Genomic DNA, 20923 nt, shown 5'->3' with positions numbered 1-20923 from the left:
GTCGGGAGCGTGTAGCGGGGGCGAGAGGAGAGCCGATGTCAGGTCCGTCCGGCGATGTCGTCCGCGTGGTGCTGCCGCATCAGTTGTTCGAGTCGCACCTCGACGCGGACCCCGGCACCCGCTTCGTCCTCGTCGAACACGATCTGATGTTCCGGCAGTACCGGTTCCACGTGCAGAAACTCGTCCTGCACCGGGCGAGTATGCGCAGGTTCGCAGACCGGCTGCGGGACCGGGGTTTCGAGGTCGACGTGCTCGAGACCGACGCGGAGGAGTCCAGTCACGATCAGCTCGTGGAGTACCTGTCCCGCCGGGCGCCGGCGTCGGTTCACCTGTACGACGTCGTCGACGACTGGCTGACGGGCGACCTGCTGGCGGCCTTCCAGCACGCCGGGTGTCCACTCGCGGCCGACGACATCGTCGAGAGTCCGAACTTCCTCACCACCCGTGCGCAGATCCACGAGTTCTTCGCCGGCAAGCGACCGCGGATGCAGCAGTTCTACACCTGGCAGCGACGACGGCTCGGCATCCTCGTCGACGACGACGGCAAACCGGCGGGCGGTCGGTGGAGTTTCGACACCGAGAACCGGAAGAAACTGCCGAAGAACCGTGAGGTCCCGCAACCGACACCGCCGGCGCGACATCCCGAGGTCGACGCCGCGATCGCCTGGGTGGCCGACGAGTTCCCCGACAACCCGGGCGACGCCGACGGTTTCGCCTGGCCCACCGCCCACGACGAGGCGCGGGCCATGCTCGAGCAGTTCCTGGCCGACCGGTTCGCGGAGTTCGGACCCTACGAGGATGCGATCAGCACCGAGCACCCGTTCGTCTTCCATTCATTGCTGACGCCCGCACTCAACACCGGGCTCCTGAGCCCGCGAACGGTGCTGAGAAGGGCGCTCGAGGCCGGTGGACGTAACCGTGTCCCGCTGGCCAGCGTCGAAGGGTTCGTGCGGCAGCTGATCGGCTGGCGGGAGTACATGCGGGCGTCGTACGAGACCCGCGGGCGTGCCCTCCGGAGCCGGAATCATCTGGGCCACGATCGGAAGCTGTCCGACGGGTGGTGGACCGCCGAGACCGGACTCGAGCCGGTCGATCTCGTCATCCGGCGGATTCTCGCCAACGGGTATGCCCACCACATCGAGAGATTGATGGTCCTGGGCAACGCGATGTGCCTGCTCCGCATCGACCCGGAGCAGATCTACGAGTGGTTCATGGAGATGTTCGTCGACGCCTACGACTGGGTGATGGTCCCCAACGTGTACGCGATGAGTCAGTTCGCGGCCGGTGAGGCGATCACCACCAAGCCCTACGTCTCGGGCAGCAACTATCTGAAGAAGATGTCGGACATACCGCCCGGCGACTGGGCCGCGGACTGGGACGGGCTGTACTGGACGTTCGTTCGCGACCACCGGGACGTCTTCGAGGCCAATGCGCGGTCGAACTTCCTCGCCCGGGCCTACGACCGGTTGCCCGCGGCGACGAAGGCGGGCCACAGCCGGCGGGCCGGCCGCTGGCTGGGGTGACCGCCCCGGGTCCTGAGCGCGCCCGTGTCGACCGCCTGTCACGGGTTCAGCGCTGCCCGAGCGATTCGTCGAGAGCGCGCAGCTGGTCCGCGCGGACGTCGCGGAGCACGGCGAGGGTCGCGGTGATCGCGAGGTCGCAGGCCTCGTCGACGCCGGCGCCGTCGACGATCAGCGCGCGGTGGGCGACGTCGAGGCTCATCCCCAGCAGGAGCGACGCGAGGGTGTCGGCACTGGCCGCGATCCGCGCGCCGCGTTCGGCGTAGTTCTGGCGTAGGCGTGCGGCGATACGGGGTTCGAGCGCGGCGTACAACCGGCGGTCACTGCCACCCTCCCGGTGGCCGATGAGGACACGCAGACCTGCCGGGTGGCGTCGGGCGTAGTCGAACAGGGCCTGCACCGAGTAGCGGGCGCGGGCACCGTACGGCATGTCCTCACTCGCGTCGTACACCTCGAACATGAACGAGGTGAACGTGTCGAGCTCGCGGGTCATCACCCGGTTGACCAGCTCGTCGCGGGACCCGAAGTGTGCGTAGAGGGTGACCCGGGTGGTGCCGCCGCGTTCGGCGATGGCGGTCATCGTGGTGCGCTCGGCACCGACCTCGGCGATGACCGCGCATGCGGCGTCGAGCAACTCGTCGTCGGTGGGCCGATTGCGGGTGTTGCGGGCCGGTCGTACGACGCCGGCGTCCGTGGCCACCGGATCGTCGGTGTCTCCGGTGGCCACGTCGTCCCGGTTCCGTCGTCTCGTCCGTACGCCTGCAGACCGCGCGGCCCTAGGAGGCGCGGTCCTCGACGGTGCGCCCGAAGTAGGCCGCCTCGACCATGTCCCGCCGGTTGCGGAGTTCGCTCGCGGGTGCCGAGAGCGCGACCCGACCGTGATGGAGCACGATGGCGGCGTCGGCGATGCCGAGGGCGAGATCGATGTGCTGTTCGACGAGGACGACAGCCATCTGGTGTTCGTCGGCGATCGACCGGAGCCGGGGCAGCAGGTCCTGGACCGCGACCGGGGACAGGCCCAGGCTCAGCTCGTCGATGAGGAGGACCTTCGGGTCCGCCAGCAGCGCCTTGGCGAGTGCGAGCATCTGCTGTTCGCCGCCGGAGAGATTGCCGCAGCGTCGGCCCCGCATCGTCTTGAGCTTCGGGAAGTACTGGTAGACGGTGTCGAGGTCGGGCCCGTTACGACGCTTGGCGAGACGGAGATTGTCCGACACCGACAGACGGTGGAAGACGCCCCGGGTGTCGGGGACCAGGGTGATCCCGCGCCGCGCGTTGCGTTCGATGCGACGGTCGATGGGGTCGCCGAGGGCGGTCACCGTGCCCGACATCAGTCCGAGGGCACCGACCGCGGCGAGCAGACTCGTCGTCTTGCCCGCCCCGTTCGGACCGAGCAGCGCGAGGATCTCGCCGGGACGGACGGCGGCGCTGAGACCGCGGACGGCGGGAACCCCGCCGTAACCGACGGTGACGTCGTCGATCGTCAACACCGGGGTCGTCGAATCCGGTGTCGTCGGGTCCGGTGTCGCCTGGCCGGGGGCGGCGTGCGCGCTCATCGCGTTTCCTTCGGGTCGGGTCCGGTCGGGGCGGCGTCCGGGTCCACCTCGGGACTGCCGAGGTAGGCCGAGATGACCGCCGGATCGTCCTGGATGGCGGCCGGGGGCCCGCTGGCGATCACCCGGCCGAAGTCGAGCACGTACAGGCGGTCGCACACGTCGAGGACGAGCGACATGTCGTGGTCGATGAGCAGGATGCCGATACCGGTCGCCGCGATCCGGCGGAGTTCGGTCCCGAAGTCGCGGCTCTCGTGGGTGTCGAGTCCGGCGGCCGGCTCGTCCAGCAGGACGAGTTGCGTCCCGCCGACCAACGCCCGCGCGACACCGACAAGTTTCTGCTGTCCCAGGGTCAGCTCGCCGGGGAACTGGTCGGCGGCATCGGCCAGGCCGACGAGTTCGAGTGCCGACGAGATGACATCGGCGGGCGGACGGGAACCGTTGAGGACGTCGGCGAGCATGGCACGCAGGCCGACCGGCTGGACCGCCACGGCCAGGTTCTGCTCGACGGTGAGGTCGGTGAACAGTTCGCCCGCCTGCCACGTTCGGGCCATGCCGGCCCGGCGTCGACGATGGGGGCTCGCCTTGTCCAGTCTCTCCCCGCGCAACGACACCGTGCCGGTGGCCTTGGTGAATCCGGTGACCGCGTCGACGAACGTGGTCTTGCCCGCGCCGTTGGGTCCGATCAGTCCGACGATCTCGCCCGCCGAGACCGAGATGTCGATGTCGGAGTTGGCGCTGACGCCGCCGTACCGGACCGACAGCCCGCCCGTCTCGAGGAGTGTCGTCGACGTGGCCGGCTTCTCGAGTGTCGACTCAGACATGTGCACCCTCCTGTGCGTTCTGTGCCGCGCCGGGCGCTTCCGGACGGGGGGACGGTTTGTGCCGGTGGGCGCGTAGCTTCTCGCCGAGCTCCGACATGGCCCCCGCGACGCCGACGGGATTCAGCACCGCCATCAGCAGGAGGCTGCCGGCGGCGAAGAGCTCGTAGTACTCACCGAGAGCGAGGGTTTGGTTGAGGAAGACGTAACCCACGCCCAGCGGTCCGATGATGCCGGCGAGGACCGCACCGGCGAACGACGTGATGCCGCCGACGTAGGTCATCGCGAGCAGCGTCAGCCCGATCATCACCGTGAACGAGCCGGCCGACAGCTGTCCGCGGCTGTAACCGATGAGGCAACCGCCGATGCCGGCCAGGAACGCCGACAGTGCGAAGCCGAGCAATTTGGTTGCGGCGACGTTGATCCCGACCGACGACGCGGCGCGCTCGTTGGAGCGGACGGCCAGGAAGGCCCGGCCGGTCGAGCCGCCCATGAAGCGCAACACCACGAGAGTCGCGATCGCGACGACGATCAGGACCATCAGCGAGAACCGGATCGTGACCAGGTTGGTGCCGTCGCGCACCCCGAGGTCGAGGCCGAAGATCGTCGGGTCCGCGATGAGGTTGCCCTCGAAGGACGTGATCGCCGGGTTGTTGAAGACGAAGCTCTGGATGGCCAGGGCCGCTGCCAATGTCACGACGGCCAGCTGGGCGCCGCGGATCGGAGTGCGGGCACGCCCACCAGGACACCGAGGCCGGTCGCGATCAAGGCGGCGAAGATCATGCTGAACGGGAACGGCACATCCCAGTTGGTCGTCAGCTTCGACAGGGCGAACCCGGCCGCGCCGGCGAAGGCCATGCTGGCCAGCGAGATCTGGCCGAGGTAACCGGTGAGCAGGACCAGCGACAATGCGATGAGGCTGAGGATCACCGAGGTGACGACGCCGAACCGCCAGCTGCCGGACGTGAGGAGGATCGCCACGACGACCACCGCGATGCAGACGACGGTCGGGATCAGCCGGATGCGGGGGATCCGGACCGCGGGCATGCGCACCTCGCCGAGCGAGCCGCGCGACGGGATCCGACCGCCGAGCAGGAAGAGGGCGATGACGACGATGACGAACGGAACGGCGTCGCCGAGGCCGGCCTGCGCCCATTCCGGCCACCAGTCCTTGGTGGTGAGCCACGTGATGGTGGATTGGAATGCGCCGAGGACAAGACCTGCGGCACAGGCGATCCCGAAGGAGGTGAGCCGGCCGACGAGGGCGACGGCCAGGGCCGGGATGACGAAGAAGGTGTAGCTGGTCTCGGTGAGTCCGATGGTGTAGGACGCGAGGACGACGATGAGACCGGTTGCCGCACCGGTGAGTGCCCACACGATCGCCGCGAGGCGGTCCGGGGAGTAACCCGACAGTCGGGCGGCGAGTTCGTCTTCGGAGCCCGCGCGGGTGGCGACGCCCAGGGTGGTGAGCCGGAAGTAGGCCCACAGCACCAGTGAGATGGCGATGGCGACGCCGGCCAGGATCAGGTCCGAGACGTTGACGACCGCGCCGGCGATGTCGACGGTGTCCTCCGGCAGGATGGCCTCGGCGAAGAGGTTCTCGGTCTCGAAGCGGAGATGGACGAGCGCCTGGATGAACAGCATGAGTCCCACCGAGGCGACGACCTGGGCGAGCACCGGGGCCGAGCGGAGCGGCCGGAAGATGAGTACGTGTGCGAGCAGGGCCCAGACGACCGCGCTGAGCACGCCGAGGACCAGTGCCAACTCCATCGAGGTGGGGTCGGACTCACTCCCGAGTTTCAGTGTGCCGATGGGCAGGACGAGACTGCCGTCGGTGCGCAGTGCGGCGACGAGATAGACCGAGTAGAGGCCGATGGCGCCCTGCGCGAAGTTGATGATGCCGGTGGCGGCATAGATGCCCACGAGGGACGACGCAAGCACCGAATAGATGGCACCGGCGGATAGTCCGAGGAAGACGAACTGGAGGAACTGGCCCATGTGGCGTACTCATTCGTTCGGCGCGTACGGATCTCACGCGCGTGTGAGGATGCGGAGCGTTCGGATCGGGGAGCAGAGCCGGGTGTGGCGGGGTGGGTGACCACCCCGCCACACCAGCGACCCGTGTCAGTAAGCGCCCGGGATGCGCTGCAGCGCAGCCGGAAGCGGGGTGATGAAGCCGCCGGTGGCGGGTTCGGTCTTCTTCTCGGCGACGACGTCGAACAGCAGCATCTCGGTGGTGCAGTTCGGCGTGGTCGGCTTACCGCAGTTGAGCTTCGGGCCGATGAACGACTGGTAGTCGGTGACTGCCTTGAGCGCACCGAGCACGTTCGGGCCGGTGAAATCGGTGACCTTGGCGTTGTTGAGCGTGATCGCGAAGTCGGCGAGGGTCGCGAAGGTGCCGTAGGCGTAGAAACCGCCGGTGCCACCCTGCTCGTCGATGAACTTCTGGGCGATCCCGAGATTCGCCTTGGCCGGCTCCGGTGCGGAGTCCATGGCCGGGGGCTGCCAGATCGGTGAGTAGGTCTGTGCGCCAACCGCTTGCGCACCCATGGTGTCGATGAAGTCGGTGCAGGCCGCCATGAACATGGTGCCCTCGTAGTTCACCGACCGCAGCGACTGCGCGAGCTTGGTGCACACGTTGTCGTTCTGTGAGGTCATCAGGCCGGCCGCGGCGGGGTTGCCCTCGGCCAGGGTGGTGGCCAGCGAGGTGAAGTTCGGGCCGGTCGGCGGGTAGTAGACCGACTTGACGTCGATGCCGAGCTGGGCGCCGAGCGGCTTCATCAAACCGTCGAAGACCTGATGTGCCTGAGGGAGATCGGCATTCGCCAGCGTCAGCGAGTTCTTGTTCGCGGCCTTGAGCTGCTGCATGAAACCGACGAGGAACGCGGCGGGTGGCGGACCGAAGTACACGCGGTTCTCCGCCGAGGCGCCGGTGGAGGTGTTGAACGGGATCTGGCCGACCAGCGGGATGCCGGCCGAGGTGAGAATCGGCACCGCGGAGGCGGATTCGGCATTGTAGCCGTCGATCGCGGCGACCACGCCGGCCTCGACGAACTGGTTGGCGCACGACACCGTCGATTCCGGTGCGGTCTGGTCGATTCCGCAGTCGACGATCTCGACGGGCCGGCCCCCGATGCCGCCGATCTGGTTGTTGATGTAGTCCAGGGCGGCGTCCTTGCCGGTGGTCACGCCACCCTGGGTGGCGGGGCCCTTGGTGGGGTTGAACAACCCCACCTTGATCGCCTCGCCCGACGCCTTGGTGCCGCTGGCATCCGCGGCGGAGCCGTCCGACGATCCGCCGTCGTCGCTGCTGCACGACACGACCGAGAAGATGCACGCCGCGGCGACGGCGACCGCCGCCAACCGTCCGGCTCTCCTGCGTGAATTCGACCAACGCGTGTTTCGACTGCCTTTCCCGATGATCTCCGGGCACGACGGAACCGCCCTGCGAGAGGGCACGGCGACATCGCCCCGGCGGGGCTTAGAAGGATTGAGTTCATCGACCCAGTGCTGTGTCTGGGTCCGCGATTCCGGCACCGTCCGCCCTGGTCACGGCGGTGAGTCCACGTCGGATGTGATGTGGGCCACTCGAAAAGTAGCCATACCCTTACGCCGGTGTCAAGCTGTTCGGCGAAACTGGACACACAGTGGACCACATGGCACGACACTGCCCGTCACGAACGAGTTCGCAACGGGCAGTGGGACAAACGATTCAGTTACCGGCAGGTCAGGGCGGCCCTCAGTGGACGGTCACCCGACCGTCGCGGCCGACCGTGACGTCGGCGGTGTAAGCACGGACGAGGTCCAGGCGCTGCCAGGAGGCGCGGCCGGGACGCTGGTCGTCGAGCGGATATCCCGCGGGCGACGCGGTCTGTTCCAGGACCTGACGCCGCTGCTCGTCGGTCAGTCGCGGGTACGCCCCGGCGATCAGTTCGACGGCCTGTCGGGGCACCACCATCGGATGTGTCGGCGACGAGACGCGTCCGAATCCGTAGGTCATGCGCTGGGCGTAGATCGTCTGGGCCGCGGCATCGGTGGCGTAGGGCGTGTCACGCGCGATGCACACCGAGAGGGCTGCGCCGCAACGCCATTCGAGTTCCTTGCGGATCTCGGTGGCAGACGCGGCGAGGAGCCGGCGGAACTGCGGGTCGTTCCAGCGATCGGCGGCGGCGGCCTGCCCGACGATCGCTCCACCGATCACGTCGAGCGGGTAGTGCACGCCCAGCACGATGCGGTGATATCCACCCTCCGAGGCACGGGCGAGGAACTGCGGCGCGAGTTCCGGGAGCATCGACGCGAACAGGGTGCCCCGCCAGAAGAACAGGCTGGTGTGGCCGGACGGGAACGACGGGTTGCTGCCCAGCGCGTCGTACTCGCTGGCTCCGGCGCGCATGTACTTGCGGATCCGCTCGGGTGCGACGATGAACGGCCGCTCGTACCCGAACACGTACTTCTCGACGAGCGTCGCGTTCGCGAGCCCACCGGCGCGGGCGAGGTAGTCGCTGAAGAGGGCCGTGGTCTTCGGGAGGCGATTGGCGGCGAGGGCGTTCCGGAAATCCCGTCCGAGCCGGTCGCCGAAGGCATCGGACATCGTCCAGAGCGGATCGTCGTGTGCGTCGGCGAGCGCTCGGCGCTGCAGTCCCGGGTTGCCGGCCGCCGACTGGTTGATCGCGACGGCCGTCTCGAGATTGCGGGCCATCACCTCGGGGTGATCGCGGCGCAGGGCGGTGAACGTCTCCACCGGTTGCAGGTACACGCCGCCCGGATACGACGAGACGTCCGAGGCGTAGAGCCGCGCGATGTCGGTCACCGGGAACGGTGCCGGGGTCGGCTTGGCCGGCGCGGCCTGGGCCGATGCCGCGAGCGAGACGGTGGCCGCGATGGCCGCGACCACCGCAATGGCAATCACTGACCAGCGGCCAGTGCCCCCTGCTGCCTGAGCCGGCGACGAGCGCAGCGAGGAGCCGTGTCGAAGGCCCGGCATCGGTCGCGGTCGGGCAGCGTTGTCCGAGATCACGCTCTGAATCCTAGAGGGAATGTTCGCGGGGCGAATGGCCGGACAACTACTGTTCATCCGACCGGCAACCCCTGCTCGAGCAGATCGATCGCGCGCAGGGTCGTCTCGAGCTGGGGCATCTCCCGGTTGTCGTCGAACTCGGTGGCCAGATGGAAGGTCACCCCGGCCACCGCGTCGAGGAACACCTTGAGCCGGAAGTCGTCGGGCGCGATCCGTAAGTAGTCGGCGATGAGCTGGGTCATGTCCGAGATCATGCGCTCGGACTCGACCTGAAAGGGCTTCTGCAGCAACGGCTCGGTGCGGATCAGTTGCATGCGGAGCGGATTGCCGACCCAGGGGTCGTCGACCGTCAGGCGGTGCAGCTCGGTCATCAGGCGCCGGATGAGATCGAAGTGGCTGAGGCCGGGCGGCATGGACTCGACGATCGCGTGCGCCTAGGCATGCAGGTGCTCGTCTCCGACGACCACCTGTTCCTTCGACGGGAAGTAGCGGAAGAACGTCGTGTGTGAGACGCCGGCGGCCTCGGCGATCTGCTCGACGGTGGTCTTGGCGTACCCCTGCTCGGCGATCAGGGTGATCGCCGCCTGCCGGATGGCGTTGCGGGTGCGCAGTTTGTTCTGTTCACGCAGGCCCATCCGACGCCCCGGTGCGGGTTCCGGGGCGTCGGAGCCGGCGTGCACAGTCAGGCAGTTGCCCATACGTGCTCACTTCTTGTCAGAAGGATTGTGCGGCTTATCAACTCGCCGGGACCGGGGACCTGGTGTCGTCCGGTTCCTCGAGCCCACGATGGCGGACTGCTTCGCCCTCGATGTCGAAGTTGATCACGAAGCGGTCGAGCCAGCGCGGGAGGCCCCAGGCCCGGTCGCCGAGCAACGCGATCGCCGCGGGTACGACCAGCATGCGGATCACGAAGGCGTCGAAGAACACTGCCGCGGCCAGCGCGAAACCCATCATCTTGGCGGTCGTCTCCGGGGAGAGCATGAACGCCGCGAAGACGCTGATCATGATGATCGCCGCCGACGTGACCACCCGGGCTCCGTGCCGGTAACCGGCGACGATCGCCTCCTTGGCCGACAAGCCGTGCATGAACTCCTCGCGCATTCGGGTCACCAGGAACACCTGGTAGTCCATCGCGAGCCCGAACACCACGCCGATGAGGAAGATCGGCAGGAAGGAGATGATCGGCTGCGTGTGGGTGATCAATCCCAGCCAGCCCTCCTGGAAGATCGCCACGGTGACGCCGAAGGTCGCCAGGACCGAGAAGACGAATCCGAGGGTGCCGATGAGCGGGACCCAGAGCGACCGGAAGACGCCGATCATGATCAGGAATGCGAGACCGACGACCACGACCAGGTAGGGGATGAGTGCATCGTCGAGTTTCTGGGAGAGATCGGACATGATGGCTGTCTGACCGCCGACGTGGAGTTCCGCGCCACGGTTCTCGACCGTCGGTGCGAAGGCGCGGATCTGCTCCATGAGGTCGTGTGTGGCGGCTGACGACGGCGCGCTCTCCGGGGTGACCATGATGAGCGCGGTGTCGCCTGCTCGGTTGCCCGTCCAGGTGAGCCCCTCGGGGTTGGCGACATCACTCAGGGTTGCGATGTGCCGCACGGTCTCCTCGGCCGGGGCGTTGATCGCGCCGTCCTCGTCGTGTACGACGACGAGCAATGGGCCGTTGATGCCCTCACCGAAACCGCGGCTCAGCAGTTCCTGCGCGGGTGCTTCGGCTTCGCTGGACAGCGACAGACCGAGTTCCAGCTTGGTTGCCGGGATGGCCGCGGCCGCGAGCGCCAGCAGGCCGATCACGATGAACGGGATGGGCCACTTGACGACGGTGCGCCCGACCTTGACGCCCATAGTGTCGTCCTCGGATTCCACGGCGTGCTTGATCCAGGGGATTCGAGGTAGGAAGGCGAATCGCCCGAACGCGCCGAGAATGGCGGGGATGAGGGTCAGAGCAGCCAGCACCGCGATGAACACGGCGACGCCGGCACCCGCGCCCATCTGAGTGATGATCGGGATGCCGATCACCATGAGGGCCACCACCGCCACGATCACGGTGAGGCCGGCGAAAACCACCGCCGACCCGGCTGTGCCGACGGCTCGGCCGATGGCGTCTGATGGCGCGCCGCCGCGGAGTAGTTCCGCGCGGTACCGGGACACGATGAACAGCGCGTAGTCGATGGAGACGGCGATGCCGAGCATCGTGACGATGGCGGTGGCGGACTCGTTGATCGACAGAGCCTCGGCCGACAGCGTGAGCAGCAGGATGGTGATGCCGACACTGACGATCGCGGTGACGAGAGGTATGAAGGCGGCGATGAGAGCTCCGAACGCCACGATCATCACGACGAAGGCGACGGCGAAACCGAGCAGTTCGGCCGTGCCGCCGGCTTCCATCACCTGCATCAGCGACCCGGTTGCCTCCACCTGCAGACCGTCGACGGAGAACTCGTCCAGGATCGAGACGAGTTCTTCCTTGTTCTCGACGGTGAGGTCGAGGATCGGGATGTCCTGGCGAACCTGGATGAGGCCGACCCGACCGTTGTCGCCGACGACCTGCGCTGCGAGTGCTGGTTCAGCGGCCGCAACCGTCAGCGGGTTGACGACAGTCTGCGGCTCGATCACGTCGGGGAGTCCGCGGAGGGCCGCGGCGAGTTCGTTCAGCTGCGCGGTGTGGTTCTGCAGCCCGTCCTCGGCAGCGACGAGGATGCTCGTCGACGCCTGTTCCTGCTGGGCCATGACCTGTGGGAAGTACTGCTCGACCTGTTCGGTGGCAACCCCCGAGTCGGTGCCGGGAAGGCTGAAGTCCTGCGCGAACTTGGGCTGGAGTGCGCCGACCAGTCCGGCGACCGCGATGAGCGCAGCCAGCCAGGCCGCGATCACCGACCATTTGTGGCGAAAGCAGAAGCTTCCGAGCTTGAACAGAAACGACGCCATGCGTGGACCCCTCTGGTGCTGCGGAAGACCGGCCCCCGAAGGTCCCGGCGCAGATGACGAGAGAAATGGTACCCACTAACACTCGGGACTGAGTACCACTTTTCGGATCTTGCTCCGTCCGCCGCGCTGCAGGTGTGGCCGGTGTCGCCTTGCGAGAGGGTCTCGTCAGCGGGCGTTCGGCGGCGTCTGGTGTCCGCGGGGATCGGCGTCCGGGCGGTGACGCGGATCGATAGGGTTGTTCGACGGCTGACCGGCGTGCCGGCCTGCGATGTTCGGGTCGTTCCGCCCGTCCGCACCACGCCCGTCGGCGCCCTGTCCCTCGGTGTCCCGTCCATCCGCGTTCCGTCGGACATCGGGGTCGAGACGGTCCGCACGGGCGAACTCGCTTTCGACCTCGTGCCGCGACTCGGCCGCGTGTCCCTGGTGGTGGCGTGCCTGTTCCTGCAGCCGCTTGGCCTCTGCGGACTTGGCGTCGGCTTCGGCCTGCGCTTTCCGTGCCCGGGCGTCGGCCTCCTCGGCGACGGCCTCGCGGTGGCGGACGGTCGAGACCTGTTGCGTGGCGTTCTGCCTGATCTCCTCGGCTTGAACCCGTCGGCGTGCCTTTCGCTGACGAAGAAGCAGCAACACGAGCGCAAGAATGACGATCACGACGACGACGGCGATGATGATCCAGATGGCGGTGTCCACGACTCACTCCTCGGTCGGATGATGGTGCGCGTCGGGTACCCCGCGGCGGGGATGGCTAACCCATCCCGGTCAGCTCGCTGACCTGCGGTCGAGCAGCCGTCACCGCGGGTAGTCCACTCGTTCGGGTGACATTCGCCGGTCGGCGGAAGTGGTGATGCGGTCGTAGCTTCGGTGCCACAGCCATTCGAGAGGGCCCCGCTCGAATCGGTTGAGCCAGAAGCGGGAGAACAGCATGAGCACCACGGCGATGGCGAGGTGCAGGGACACCGTGGCGGGGACCAGCGTCGAGCCGTCGAGATGTTGCGCGAGCCCCAGGCCCCAGCCGTAACAGACGGCACCCGCGATCGCGTTCTGTAACACATAGCAGGACAACGCCATTCGACCGACCGGTGTCAGCGCGCGGCCGCACCGCCCGGGAGTGCGGCCGTCGGCGTAGTACCCGGCGACCCATGCGAGCAACCCCAGTGCGACGACCGGCGCCAACCCGTACCGCCCCACGACGAGTCCGGCATCGCCACCGGCCAGTCCGACGGCGAGGTCGAGAGGTAGGGCGATCCCCAGCCCGACGGCCATCAGGCGTCGCCGAAGCCGGGCGCCGCGCGGTTCCAGGACGCCGGCGCGCAGCAGGGCCGCGCCGATGAGGAAAAGCGCGATCGACATCGGCAGGATGAAGAGGACCTCGGCACGGAACATCAGGAAGTTCTCGGCGCGAAAAGCGACGAGGTCGACGAAACTGCCGTCTGCGTAGGGGTTCGGGGACAGCCCGGCGCCCGGACTCGATGCAGCGGGCGCGGCGAGAAGGGCCCAGCTCAGCAGCCCCAGCAGCGCCAGATGCGTCGACGCGGCGATCGCGATCGCGACGTACTGGCGCCGCAGCCGCATCGACAGCAGGTAGGCGACGATGAGTCCGGTGACCGCGTAACCCATGAGGACGTCGAACTCGGTGAAGAGGAAGTAGTTGATCACGCCGTCGACGAACAGCAGCGCGGCTCGCCAGTAGTACCGTCCCGGCCAGGGCCGGCCTCGTCGAACAGCCGACCGCTGCTGGATGGCCAGCCCGATTCCGAACATGATCGTGAGCAGACCGAGGAATTTGCCCTGGGCGAGCTGCTGCAGGACGTCCTCGGCCACCGCCCAGGAGCCGGTGGCCCGGTAGGCGCCCTGGATGTAGCCGATCAACCCCTCCGGGTTGGTGAAGATCCAGATGTTGGTGGCGAGGGTGCCCAGAATCGCGATGCCGCGCAGGACGTCCAGCGCCGCGTGTCGGGTCGCCATCGTGTCTCCGTCCTGTGCCACTTTTTTGCTGACACAACCGTGCTATCAAAACTCGAAGTCAAGGTAGCACGGGTGTACTAGCATGGGTCAATGCCCAAGTTGATCGACCGGGACGGGCGACGCGCCGAGATAGCCGAGGCCCTGTGGCGGATCGTGTTGCGCGAAGGCGCATCCGGAGTATCGGTCCGGGAGGTGGCGGCCGAGGCGAACATCTCGGTGGGCTCGCTTCGACACGTGTTCGGGGACAAGGAAGAGCTGCTCGAGTTCTCGATGCGCCTGATCTATGAACGGGTGGCGCTCCGCATCCGCGAGCACGACCGGATCCGCGATCCGCTCCGCTGGGCCGAAGCCGTGTTGTCCGAGGTCCTACCGCTGGACGACGAGCGGCGCGTCGAGATGCACGTCAACCTCGCGATGGTGACCGAGTCGGTGGCACACCCCGGTCTCGCGGATGCTGCGCGCGAGGCCCACGACGGTTTGCGCTCACTCTGTCGGACGGTGCTGGGCGTCCTCGACGAGCACGGGCTGATCGGCGCCGGCCGCGAACTCGACTCTCAAGCGATCGCGGTACACGCCCTTGTCGACGGTCTGGCGATGCACCTGCTCCTCGCCGACACGGATTCGCCGGCTCGCGCGCAGCGCGTGCTCCGGGAGTATCTGACAGGGCTGGCGGTCGAGATCCGAGAGACGTTGCAGTGAAACGATATTCGCTGTCGGGCGGATACCGTTGTGCTGCTGCGGACCGGTCGGAGGACTAACTCTCCGGGTCCGTGTCACCCTCCTCGCGGGCGCGTCGTCGGTCGGCATGCAGCGACTTGACGCGCCGCTCCTCGCGACGGACCTCGATCTGGGTGGCGCGTTCGGCGGCCAGCCAATCCGGCATCTCGGCGAGGAGGTCGTCGATCTGTGCCGTCGTGAGTGCCTCGGTGATTCCCCCGCGAACCAGGCCCGAGTTCGAGATGCCGAGTTGTGCCGCGACCAGATTCTTCGGGTGCGGGCCGTCGGCGCGAAGCGTGCGGAGCCATTCCGGCGGGTCGGTCTGGAGGGCGGCGAGCTCGGCCCGGGTGATCGGGCCCTGCTGGAACTCCGCAGGAGTGGCCGGCAGGTACACGTCCAGCTTCTTGGCGGCGGTGGCCGGCTTCATCGACTGCGAGCTCATTCGACGAGGGTATCGGGCGGTAGCCTTTGGGCGTGACCACACCCGACGTTCACGCAGCGGGCGAGGCCCCTGTCTTCCGACTGGCGTACGTTTCGGGGGTCACGCCGAGCAAGTGGGTCAGGATCTGGGCCGAGCGGCGTCCCGACGTCCCGCTGGAACTCGTCGCCGTCGACGTCGCGGACTGTGCCGAGGCGGTCGGGGAGCGGCGCGTCGACATGGCGATCACCAGATTGCCCGATGCCCTGCGGTCCGGCGATGCGCGGGAACATCACACGATCGACCTGTACGAGGAGACGACGGTCGTCGTGGTGCCGAAGGACCACGCCCTGACCGCCGGCGACGAGATGACCCTGGCTGATCTGGCCGACGAGCAGTTCCTGTGGCCGCTGGACGAGCCGTTGACAGTATCCGAACGCCCGGGTGCGGCGGTGGATCATCGGCCCGAGACCACCGGTGACGCAGTCGAACTCGTCGCGGCCGGCGTCGGCGTACTGCTCGTGCCGCAGTCGCTGGCGCGCCTGCATCACCGCAAGGACCTGGTGTATCGACCGGTCACCGACGCCCCGACCGGGAGCGTCGGACTCCTGTGGCCTGCTCCCACAACTCAATTGGCCGATGAGTTCATCGGCATCGTGCGCGGCCGCAAGGCGACGTCGTCGCGGGGGCGGACCGACGAGGCGCCCAAACGGTCGGCCAAGGAGAAGGCGGCGGCGAAGAGGGCGGCACGCGAGGCGGCCGGAAAGATCCCCGGCAAGGGCGCGCGACGCGGGCCCGGACGTCCGAAGCGTCGGTGATTCCCGCCGTGGCGTGCCGCCCCTGTCAGTGCGTCAGGCGCGCCACTCAGCGGTGCGTTCCGGCGACGCCTCGGCGAGCGCCTTGAGGGTGTCGTCGACGCCGAAATCCTTGCCGTACACCGGCGTTCCCGGCTGTTGCCGCCACGACTCGGCGAGCGGTCCGGCGTCGACCGGGTCGAACCCGAGTTCGTCGACCACGCGGAACACGATCTCCTTGCCCGCCGTATCGTCGCCGGCGATCGGCAGCGCGATACGGCCCTCTGTGCCCGCGGGTACGCCCTTGTTCAGCAGGTGCTTCCAGTAGATCCCGTTGAACACCTTGTACACCGGGACGCCGAGCAGTTCCGACACCCACACGCTCTCGGGGGTGCCGTTCTCGATCGCCTCGATCTTGCCGTCGCGCTGCTGGGGGTAGTAGTTGTTGGTCTCGATCACCGGGGCGTCGGGCTTGCGGGCGTCGAGGATGCCCGGCGCGAGGTCGGGGGTGTTCTTCTGCGGGATGCTGACGATCACCAGGTCGGCGTCCTTCGCGGCGTCGGCGGCCCAAACGGCGGTGGCGCCGGTCTCGGAGGCCAGTTCGGCCAGCGTCTCCGGGTCGCGCGAGTTCGCCACCCGCACCTCGTGCCCCAACGATGCCAGACGACGCGTGAGCGTCCCGCCGATGAATCCCGCTCCGATGATCCCGATCTTCACAACTGCACCTCTTTGTTCGACGACGTTGTTGACCCTTCGCGCAACGGATCCGTCGGTTCGGTGCATTCCCGTGGTCGGCGGGAGGGTGACGAGCGACTCGATCTGGGCCCGGTCGAGTCGTGGGTCAGTACGCGATGCCGAGAGACCACGCGAACACGGTGTAGGCGGCGAGGGTGATGAGCACGATCCCGATGAGGTTGAGCCAGAGCCCGCCGCGGATCATCTGACCGATGGTGACGTACCCGCTGGCGTAGGCCACCGCGTTCGGTGGCGTCGCCACCGGGAGCATGAATGCGCAGGTTGCGGCGAGGGCGACGGGGATCGTGAGCACCAGAGGGTCGAGACCCATTCCCATGGCCACGCCTCCGGCGACCGGGAGAAAGGTTGCCGCTGTCGCGGTGTTGCTCGTGATCTCGGTGAGGAAGATGATCGCGGTCGCCGCGATGACCACCAGCACGATGACCGGGATCGTGTCGAGCCCGGCGGCCACGTCGCCGATCCAGGCGGTCAGTCCGCTGGACTCGAACTGCTGGGACAAGGCGAGGCCGCCGCCGAACAGCAGCAGCACTCCCCATGGCAGTTTGATCGCGGTCTCCCAGTCGAGCAGGCGCACACCGGGTTTGGAGCCGCTGGGCAGCAGGAACAGCAGGATCGCCGCCGTCATCGCGATGCCGGTGTCCGAGATCGGCGGATTCTCGTCCCAGATCAGCGGGACCGCGATCCACGCCAGTGCGGTGAGGCCGAAGATCGCGGCGACCCGGATCTCGCCCTGCGACATCGAGCCGAGGCCGTCGAGCTGATCGCGGATGATGCGCCGGCCGCCGGGGATGTCGTCGATCTCCGGCTTGAACAGGACGTGAGTGAGCAGGAACCACGCGATGGCCAGGAAGATCACGGCGAGCGGGACGCCGGCGATCATCCACTCCAGGAACCCGATGTCGATGCCTTCACCCTCGAGGTATCCGACCAGGAGGGTGTTGGGCGGGGTGCCGATGATCGTGCCCAACGATCCGATCGATGCGGCGTAGGCGATGCCGAGCATCAGTGCCGTGCCGAAGTTGCTCTTGATGACCGCCTGGGTGAGGGTCTCACCGTCCACCGGTTCGTCGGTGCCGGTGGCCTTCGGCGCGGGGGCGTCGGTGCCCGATTCCTTGCCGAGGTCGAGCACCAGCGCCAGGACCGACACGCCGATCGGGATCATCATCACGGCGGTTGCGGTGTTGGACACCCACATCGAGAGGAATCCGGTGGCGATCATGAAGCCGGCGATGACCATCGGCGGCTTGGTGCCCATCGCTGCGACGGTCACCAGGGCTATGCGGCGGTGCAGATTCCACCGTTGCATCGCGAGGGCGATGATGAAGCCGCCCATGAACAGGAAGATGACGTTGTTCCCGTAGGCCGCGCCGACGTCGTTCACCGAGATCGATTCGCCTGCTTCGTCTGAGCCGAAGACCGGGAAGATCACCAGCGGCAGCAGCGCGGTCGCGGGGATGGGTATCGCCTCGGTCATCCACCAGAGGCCCATGAGAACTGCGGTCGACGCCGTGAGCCGGGCTCCCTGCCCGACCTCGGCGGGCAGTATCACGTAGACCAGTGCCGCGAGTGCCACGCCGGCAACGAGTCCGATCCACTGCCGACGCCGCATCTTCGGTTCCACCTCGTCGGCGCGCTCACCCGCCGACTGGTGGTCGATCTCGTCGAACTCCTGCTGTGAGTCAGGCGATCCGGAGCCTCGGCCGGCCGAGCCCGGTGTGTCGGACCGGTTGTCGCGTGGCCGTTCGCCGCTGCGCTGCACCATCGGAGCCTCCTCGGTATGCCTGCGTGGCACCCAGCCTATCGAGGAGCGTGTCGGAATTATCCGAAACCGCCGCCCGCCGACGTGCCTATGAGGTGGCCGACCAGCTGTGCCACGTCAGAGACTCCACGACGATCACCGGTCCATCGGGCCGTCGGAGTCGATACTGCGGGTACTTCGCGGCCAGCGTGTCGATGCCGTGACTGCCGATGGGTTCACCGGCGTCGACGACGTGTGCCCGGCCGTCGACCCGCACCCACCAGAGTTCATCCCAGTTGTCGGAATACACGTCAGCCAAGAGTGACACCGCGGGGTTGTCCGCGATGCTGGCGAGACGACGGAGTGCGGTGGTTCGTTTCGGCTTGTGATCCACGCACGTGTAGATGACGTCGTCGTCGAGTGCGCACACGACGGGGACCAGGTGCGGCTTGGTGGAGGGTGACACGGTGGCGAGCGTGACCGACCGGGCGGCGGCGAAGCGTTCGCGACTCAGGCGCAGGTCCATCATCCGAGGATGGCATGCACTCGTGGGAAACAAGGTCACCGATGAGCTCGGGCGCCGGTTCGGGTCCACCTCTGTGTCCGAACCCCGATCCAGGGGACCCGACCCGAAAGGGCCAGCACCATGACGAACCAGAACGTTGCCGTCAGACGCACGATCTCCGCCACGCCCGACGAGGTGTTCGCGGCGCTCGCCGACCCCCGCACACACCAGGCCATCGACGGCACCGGCTGGGTTCGGGACGCAGTCGACACGACACCGCTGCGGGAGGTGGGCCAGGTATTCCGGATGAACATGTACCACTCCAACCATCCGGATGGTGACTACCTGATGGAGAACCGGGTCGAGGTGATCGAACCGCTGTCGGCGATAGCGTGGCAACCAGGGCAGCGCAACGACTCCGGGGAGCTCGAGTTCGGCGGCTGGACATGGCGGTACGACCTGGTGCCGGTGGGGGAGTCGTCCACCGAGCTCACCCTGACCTACGACTGGTCGGCCGTACCCGCCCACATCCGCGAGTACATCGAGTTCCCGCCGTTCGCCGACGACCATCTGCGTAACTCGTTGAACCACATCGCCGAACTTGTCGGTTGATCCGCGAGGTCATCGACTGAGCGAGACCCGGCCCCGCCGCGATCGCCCGACGATCCGGTCAGCCGACGAGGTCCGGATCCGGATCGCGATGCGCCGACGCAGCCGATGTGGGTGACAGATCGGCGGTGAGCAGGTCGACGGTCGGGCTGCGCGTGATCACCTTGTGGCCCCACCACAGAGCGAGGAACACGAACAGTGCGCCGTAGGCGGTGAGCCAGAGTTCGAGATTCCCCGCGGATCCGTCGCGGATCGCCGGGAGATTCTGCCCCGCGATGACGGCGACACACATGAGCAACGCGATGATCGGGCCGGCCGGGTAGAGCCAGGCCTTGTAGGGGAGTCTGCCGAGGTCCAGACCCTGCGCCTGCCACGCCCGACGAAAACGGTAGTGGGCCCACGCGATACCCATCCACGTGATGAAGCCCGCCACCGACGAGGCGGTGACCAGCCAGACGTACGCGCGACCGTCGCCCACCCGACTCGCCAGGAAGCAGAGGGCGCCGATGGCCGTCGTCGCGGCCACGGCGAGGAGTGGCACTCCTGATCGCGTGACCCAGGCGAACACACGTGGGGCGTTGCCCTGCACCGACAGGCCGTACAACGCGCGGGTTGCCGCGAACAGGCTCGCATTGCCCGCCGACAGGATCGCGATCAGGATCACGGCGTTCATCATCGATGCCGCCACCGCGATCCCTGCGTCGGAGAACACGAGGGTGAACGGGGCGATCGCGATGTTCTCCTCGGACGCATTCAGCAGATTGGGGTCGGTGTACGGGATCAGGAACGCGATGACGGTCAGGGTGCCGATGTAGAACAGCAGGATGCGCACGAAGACGGTGCGCACGGCGCGTGGAATGGCCGTCTTCGGTTCGACCGCCTCGCCGGCGGCGACCGCGATCATCTCGGTGCCCTGGAATGCGAAACCGGCGATGAGGAAGACCGACAGCATGCCGAGCGGGAAGTCCACGAACGGAGCGTCGTCGATCGTCCAGTTGCTGAAGCCCGGCGAAGGACGGTCGCCGATGACACCGAGAATCAGCAGCACGCCGACGATGAGGAAGACGACCACCGCGATGACCTTGATCGCCGCGAACCAGAACTCGGCTTCGCCGAATGCCTTGACCGCGAACAGGTTCAGCGCCAGCAGACCCGCCAGGAACACGACCGACCAGATCCACGACGGCACGTCGGGTGCCCAGTACTTCATGATCAGCCCGGCGGCCACCAACTCGGCGGCCAGGGTGACCGACCAGTTGAGCCAGTAGTTCCACCCGGCTGCGAAGCCGAAGGACTTGGACACGAAGCGCTTTCCGTACTCCTCGAACGGGTTGCTGCACGGGATGTACGCCGACATCTCGCCGAGGCTCTGCATCAGGAAGAAGACCATGCAGCCCATCAGCAGATACGCCAGGATGGCGCCACCCGGGCCCGCGTCGGAGATGGTGGCGCCCGAGGCGACGAACAAGCCGGTGCCGATGGCACCGCCGAGCGCGAGCATGCTGATGTGACGACTCTGAAGTCCCTTGCGCAGCGACTCGTCGGGGGTGATCCCCAGGGGACTGGACATCGGCAG

At 67.5% G+C, this 20923-nt stretch carries 17 protein-coding genes and 2 pseudogenes; 4 read left to right on the top strand and 15 right to left on the bottom strand.

What is annotated here, in order from left to right:
• The first annotated feature begins 35 nt into the window (after window positions 1–35).
• Entirely contained in the window at window positions 36–1523 is a 1488-nt protein-coding gene (locus MVF96_RS21455; protein ID WP_247450384.1) for a cryptochrome/photolyase family protein, read from the top strand.
• A gap of 46 nt (window positions 1524–1569) precedes the next feature.
• Here MVF96_RS21455 and MVF96_RS21450 read toward each other — a convergent pair whose 3' ends face one another.
• The 10 genes and pseudogenes from MVF96_RS21450 to MVF96_RS21405 all read right to left on the bottom strand — a co-directional run bounded on the left by MVF96_RS21450 (window position 1570) and on the right by MVF96_RS21405 (window position 13810).
• Complete coding sequence (locus MVF96_RS21450; RefSeq protein WP_065630385.1) at window positions 1570–2247, bottom strand: TetR/AcrR family transcriptional regulator; 678 nt, start codon at window positions 2245–2247, stop codon at window positions 1570–1572.
• A 49-nt stretch (window positions 2248–2296) separates the two neighbouring features.
• A complete protein-coding gene (locus MVF96_RS21445; RefSeq protein WP_058249619.1) occupies window positions 2297–3073 on the bottom strand; it encodes an ABC transporter ATP-binding protein in 777 nt (258 codons plus the stop codon).
• Window positions 3070–3894: an ABC transporter ATP-binding protein gene (locus MVF96_RS21440; RefSeq protein ID WP_058249620.1), complete on the bottom strand. Its 825-nt coding sequence runs from the start codon at window positions 3892–3894 to the stop codon at window positions 3070–3072. Before MVF96_RS21440 ends, MVF96_RS21445 begins: the two co-directional genes overlap by 4 nt.
• Window positions 3887–5889: pseudogene (locus tag MVF96_RS21435) on the bottom strand (ABC transporter permease). Before MVF96_RS21435 ends, MVF96_RS21440 begins: the two are co-directional and overlap by 8 nt.
• Window positions 5890–6015: 126 nt before the next feature.
• Entirely contained in the window at window positions 6016–7254 is a 1239-nt protein-coding gene (locus MVF96_RS21430) for an ABC transporter substrate-binding protein (protein WP_058249622.1), read from the bottom strand.
• A 376-nt stretch (window positions 7255–7630) separates the two neighbouring features.
• Window positions 7631–8800: a phosphatase PAP2 family protein gene (locus MVF96_RS21425; RefSeq protein ID WP_247450383.1), complete on the bottom strand. Its 1170-nt coding sequence runs from the start codon at window positions 8798–8800 to the stop codon at window positions 7631–7633.
• 161 nt (window positions 8801–8961) lie between these two features.
• Window positions 8962–9606, bottom strand: a pseudogene (locus tag MVF96_RS21420) (TetR family transcriptional regulator).
• 37 nt (window positions 9607–9643) lie between these two features.
• Window positions 9644–11848 (bottom strand): MMPL family transporter, encoded by a 2205-nt coding sequence (locus tag MVF96_RS21415; RefSeq protein ID WP_159371562.1) that lies wholly within the window; start codon window positions 11846–11848, stop codon window positions 9644–9646.
• Window positions 11849–12013: 165 nt separating this feature from the next.
• Window positions 12014–12535 (bottom strand): hypothetical protein, encoded by a 522-nt coding sequence (locus MVF96_RS21410; RefSeq protein WP_247450381.1) that lies wholly within the window; start codon window positions 12533–12535, stop codon window positions 12014–12016.
• A 99-nt stretch (window positions 12536–12634) separates the two neighbouring features.
• Window positions 12635–13810: a DUF418 domain-containing protein gene (locus tag MVF96_RS21405; RefSeq protein WP_247450380.1), complete on the bottom strand. Its 1176-nt coding sequence runs from the start codon at window positions 13808–13810 to the stop codon at window positions 12635–12637.
• 90 nt (window positions 13811–13900) lie between these two features.
• Here MVF96_RS21405 and MVF96_RS21400 point away from each other — a divergent pair, with 90 nt between their 5' ends.
• Window positions 13901–14509 carry a TetR/AcrR family transcriptional regulator gene (locus MVF96_RS21400; protein WP_247450379.1) on the top strand — a complete coding sequence of 203 codons (609 nt, stop codon included), beginning with the start codon at window positions 13901–13903 and terminating at the stop codon, window positions 14507–14509.
• 55 nt (window positions 14510–14564) lie between these two features.
• On the opposite strand, the gene MVF96_RS21395 is transcribed toward MVF96_RS21400, so the two are convergent.
• The gene (locus MVF96_RS21395; protein ID WP_247452152.1) at window positions 14565–14954 is read right to left on the bottom strand and encodes a DUF5997 family protein; all 390 of its coding nucleotides are present in this window, start codon (window positions 14952–14954) and stop codon (window positions 14565–14567) included.
• A 41-nt stretch (window positions 14955–14995) separates the two neighbouring features.
• Here MVF96_RS21395 and MVF96_RS21390 point away from each other — a divergent pair, with 41 nt between their 5' ends.
• Entirely contained in the window at window positions 14996–15763 is a 768-nt protein-coding gene (locus MVF96_RS21390; protein ID WP_418930407.1) for a LysR family substrate-binding domain-containing protein, read from the top strand.
• A gap of 33 nt (window positions 15764–15796) precedes the next feature.
• On the opposite strand, the gene MVF96_RS21385 is transcribed toward MVF96_RS21390, so the two are convergent.
• From MVF96_RS21385 to MVF96_RS21375, 3 genes are all read right to left on the bottom strand, one after another.
• Window positions 15797–16456 (bottom strand): NADPH-dependent F420 reductase, encoded by a 660-nt coding sequence (locus MVF96_RS21385; RefSeq protein WP_247450375.1) that lies wholly within the window; start codon window positions 16454–16456, stop codon window positions 15797–15799.
• 124 nt (window positions 16457–16580) lie between these two features.
• Window positions 16581–18257: an SLC13 family permease gene (locus tag MVF96_RS21380; RefSeq protein WP_247450374.1), complete on the bottom strand. Its 1677-nt coding sequence runs from the start codon at window positions 18255–18257 to the stop codon at window positions 16581–16583.
• A gap of 85 nt (window positions 18258–18342) precedes the next feature.
• The gene (locus MVF96_RS21375; RefSeq protein ID WP_205334329.1) at window positions 18343–18759 is read right to left on the bottom strand and encodes a TIGR03668 family PPOX class F420-dependent oxidoreductase; all 417 of its coding nucleotides are present in this window, start codon (window positions 18757–18759) and stop codon (window positions 18343–18345) included.
• A 120-nt stretch (window positions 18760–18879) separates the two neighbouring features.
• Between MVF96_RS21375 and MVF96_RS21370 the strand changes: the two genes are divergently transcribed.
• Window positions 18880–19350, top strand: a complete 471-nt coding sequence (locus MVF96_RS21370; RefSeq protein ID WP_247450372.1) for an SRPBCC domain-containing protein — start codon at window positions 18880–18882, stop codon at window positions 19348–19350.
• Window positions 19351–19408: 58 nt separating this feature from the next.
• Here MVF96_RS21370 and MVF96_RS21365 read toward each other — a convergent pair whose 3' ends face one another.
• Window positions 19409–20917, bottom strand: a complete 1509-nt coding sequence (locus MVF96_RS21365) for an amino acid permease (protein WP_247450370.1) — start codon at window positions 20915–20917, stop codon at window positions 19409–19411.
• Window positions 20918–20923: the final 6 nt, after the last annotated feature.

Source organism: Gordonia hongkongensis, assembly GCF_023078355.1.
Classification (GTDB): domain Bacteria; phylum Actinomycetota; class Actinomycetes; order Mycobacteriales; family Mycobacteriaceae; genus Gordonia; species Gordonia hongkongensis.
This window is presented reverse-complemented; position numbering and strand designations above follow the sequence as displayed.